This window comes from Streptacidiphilus pinicola, from assembly GCF_003258295.1.
In the GTDB taxonomy this organism is placed as follows: domain Bacteria; phylum Actinomycetota; class Actinomycetes; order Streptomycetales; family Streptomycetaceae; genus Streptacidiphilus; species Streptacidiphilus pinicola.
In genome coordinates, this window is sequence record NZ_QKYN01000064.1 from 1 (window position 1) to 3,419 (window position 3,419).

Below are 3,419 nucleotides of genomic sequence, written 5' to 3' on the forward strand. Positions count from 1 at the left end.
GCCCGCGCGGGCCGGTGCGCTGCCGATAGGGGCGGAGCCCGCATTCGCCGTCGGCGCGGACCGGCGGTGCGTCGGCCTGTGGCGGGCCGGGCGGCGGGTCGCCTGCCCGACGGCCGCGGCGCTGGACCCGGGCTCGCGCAGCAGCCGCTGCGGTCAGTGCGCCCGGCTGGACCGACAGTTCTCCGTGGCCGCGGACACCCTGTTGGACGACCCGCGCCCGTACGCGGTCTACCTCGCCCACCACGGCTCGGCGGGGATCAAGGTCGGCATCACCGCCGCCGAGCGGGGCATGGCCCGGCTGCTCGAACAGGGCGCGCTGGCCTCGGTCTTCCTCTCCCAGGGCACCCTGCCGTCCGCCCGCCGGGTCGAGCACCTGCTCGGGGTCGCCCTCGGCCTGCCGGACCGCGTCGCCACCGGCCGCAAGCGCGCGGCGCGCACCGCCCCGGGCACCCCCGCCGAACGCGCGGCGGCGCTCCTCGCGCAGTTGGAGCTGACCCGGGCCCTGGACTGGCCGGAGGGCCAGGTCCGTCACGCGGCCCCGGAGGTCCTGGACCACTGCGCACGCTACGGCCTCCCGACCACCGGCCTCCAGCCCGACGCCGCCGTCCAGCCGCTGCGCACCGCCGACGTGGTGCGCGGTCGCGTCGTCTGCCGGATCGCCACCGACCTCTACCTCGCCGTCCCCGCGGCGGGCCTGGTCCTGCTGGACACCCGCCTGCTGGCGGGCTGGTCGGTCACCCGCGCGGCCCCGGAGGCGGAGTTCAGCGCGGAGCTGGCCGCGGTGCCACGGGTGACGGAACCTCAGGACCAGCCCGGGCTGTTCTGATGGCGCGGGCGTTCCCCCCGGGGCGGGGTAACACGGTAGGGAACGGCGTCAGAGCGAGGCGGCCATGCGGTGGACCGCCTCCGTGATCAGCTCGGGGCTGGTCGCCAGGTTGAAGCGAGCGTGGCCGGCACCGCCGGTGCCGAACGGGAGACCACCGGTCAGGGCCACGCGACCGCGTTCGAGGAACACGGCGGCCGGGTCCTCACCGAGATCCGTCGCACGGCAGTCGAGCCAGGCGAGGTAGGTGCCCTCGCCCGGGCGGTAGCGGACGGCGGGGAGGTACTCGGCCAGCAGCTCGGCGAACAGCGCGCGGTTGCGTTCGAGCGCGGGCAGCAGCGTGTCGAGCCAGGCCACGCCGTCACGCAGGGCCGCGGTGTGGGCGATGACACCGAAGTGGCTGGCGCCCTCCTCCACCTGCGGCGGCATCCGGTCGAGCTCCGCCACCGCCCCCTCCCCCGCGAGCGCCACGGCGGACTTGAGGCCCGCCAGGTTCCACGCCTTGGACGCCGACATGAGCGAGAAGGCGCGCTCGGCGCCGCGCACGCCGAGGTACGGCACGAAGGCCGCGCCGCCGAGCACCAGCGGCGCGTGGATCTCGTCGACCACGACCCGGACCCCGAACCGCTCCGCCAGGCTCGCGACGGCCTCCAACTCGTCGCGGCGGTGGACCGTTCCGGTCGGGTTGTGAGGGTTGCAGAGCAGGTAGACGGCGCGGCTGCGGGTGCGGGCGCCGGGGATCACCGTCGCCTCCCGGAACGCCTCCTTGAGCGCGGCGAGGTCGATGCGCCCGTCCGGGCCGAGCGGCGCCTCCACGACCTCCCGCCCGGCGTTCCGGGCATAGGCGTAGAACGGCGGATACACGGGGCAGTTGACGACCACTCTGTCCCCCGGCTCAGTGAGGAGCCGCAGCACCTCGACGATGCCGCGCATCACGTCCGGGACGGTCCGCGTGCGCTCCACGGCGATACCCGCCCACCCCCAGCGGGCCTGGGCGAAGTCCCGCAGTGCCTCGGCGTAGCCGGTACCCGCCGGATAACCGGTGTCCCCGAGGGCGACGGCGTCCGCGAGAGCCCGCGCGACCGCGGGCGCGAGCCCACAGTCCATCTCGGCGACCCACACCGGCAGCACGTCGGCCGGATACGCCCGCCACTTCACACTGCTCCGCCGCCGCAACCGCTCCGCCCGCTCCCAGCGGAACCCCGCAGCGTTCTCCGCCTCTCGTCGGCCCGACGACACCTCGCCCATACCCATCACGGTAAGTCACACATGCCGTCTCTGCTCCCTACATGCCGTCGGCGACGCACCTGACGGTCAGGAGGGGATGGACTGGGGGCACTGCGGCAGGCCGTTGTGGAACGCGGCGGCGCCGTCGACGTAGGGGGCGAAGGTCCACGCCGTCCCGTCCGTGAAGTACTGCACGTTGGGAAACCCTGGGCCGTTGTATTCCACCTCGACGGTGTCGTACCAGACGTCGCCGGCGTTGCCGACGTTCTGCCCGACCTGCCAGCACATGGCCCAGATCGCGTTCCCGTAGCCCGGGAGCACGTCGTCGCCCACCTTCTTGGCAGCCGAGGTGGCCGCCGCGTAGACCCCGACACCGTGGCTCGTCCTGAGCGGCACCCTGGTCGCCGAATAGGCGTCGGCACTGCCGGTCGCGCACACCAGGCCCCCGGCCGCGAGAGCCCCGACCAGCGCCGTCTTCACGCCGCGCCGTCCCCACGGGAAACCCATGTCTTCCCCCCGAATTCGCGGGCACCGAACCCGGCACCCTCGCTTGCTTGGCTTGCTGATGCTTGGTCGCGAACGACCGGCGGCGAACGCACCACCGGTCGTTCGCGACCAATCGTCACCGGCGACCTTGCCTGTCGACCATGACGTTGACCCGACGTTCACCTGACACTTCCGCGGGGCTGCGAGACTTCACCGGGTTCTGGCCGAGCCTTCGCTAGAGCGCCGAGATCGATACCGGGGCGCGTTCGCTGCGGCTGAGTGCGCGCAGGACGTTGGTGGCGCCGTGGCGCCGAAGGGCGATGCGGGACAGCAGGTCCACGACGGTTTCGACCGCGGGGGCCGGGAAGTCCGGGGTCGGCAGGCCGACGCTGTGGGCGAGGTCGTCGGAGTGGACCACGAGTTCCAGGAGTCGGCTGGTGACGAAGTCGTCGAGGCTGATCGACCACGGCCCCCAAGTGGGGCGGCGCACCTGGCGGTCCGGGCCGGCGGGCAGGGTGCCGCGCAGTTCCTCGACGCAGGCGGCGACGCGCGCGGCCAGCGCGGCGGGGCCCTCGGCCGCGTCCTCCTAGCCGCCGGATCGGATGGCCTGGTTGAACGGGGTGTCCAGGTCCGAGCCGATCCAGCTGACTCGCGCGTAGTACTCGTGGATCGAGATGGCGGGCTCGGTGGGCACCGGCTCTGAGAGCACCAGGGGGATGAAGAAGACCTGCCCGGCCAGGTGACCCGCCAGCCCCTGGACGCTGAGCTTCTCCAGCGCGGACGGCCGGCGCCAGCCGTCCGCCACTTCCGGAGTGGCCAACAGCTTGGCCGCCTCGTCCGCCACGCTCAGGTAGAGCTCCCTCGCCTGCGTCACTTGCCGTCC

3 protein-coding genes and 2 pseudogenes are annotated in these 3,419 nt (G+C 73.6%); 1 reads left to right on the forward strand and 4 read right to left on the reverse strand.

What is annotated here, in order from left to right:
* A partial coding sequence (locus DN069_RS16385) for a DUF2797 domain-containing protein (protein ID WP_243639311.1) occupies positions 1-826 on the forward strand: 826 nt, incomplete at its 5' end.
* A gap of 48 nt (positions 827-874) precedes the next feature.
* On the opposite strand, the gene DN069_RS16390 is transcribed toward DN069_RS16385, so the two are convergent.
* The 4 genes and pseudogenes from DN069_RS16390 to DN069_RS41590 form a co-directional block, all read right to left on the reverse strand.
* Entirely contained in the window at positions 875-2,071 is a 1,197-nt protein-coding gene (locus DN069_RS16390) for a MalY/PatB family protein (protein ID WP_111501739.1), read from the reverse strand.
* 66 nt (positions 2,072-2,137) lie between these two features.
* Positions 2,138-2,530 carry a hypothetical protein gene (locus DN069_RS16395; RefSeq protein ID WP_111501740.1) on the reverse strand — a complete coding sequence of 131 codons (393 nt, stop codon included), beginning with the start codon at positions 2,528-2,530 and terminating at the stop codon, positions 2,138-2,140.
* A 241-nt stretch (positions 2,531-2,771) separates the two neighbouring features.
* Positions 2,772-3,107: pseudogene (locus tag DN069_RS41585) on the reverse strand (maleylpyruvate isomerase N-terminal domain-containing protein); the annotation flags it as partial.
* A gap of 15 nt (positions 3,108-3,122) precedes the next feature.
* Positions 3,123-3,419: pseudogene (locus DN069_RS41590) on the reverse strand (maleylpyruvate isomerase N-terminal domain-containing protein); the annotation flags it as partial.

Bases quoted from the DNA above. Each gene is read 5' to 3' on its own strand.
- DN069_RS16390 (WP_111501739.1), bottom strand. From the start codon at position 2,071: ATGGGCGAGGTGTCGTCGGGCCGACGAGAGGCGGAGAACGCTGCGGGG.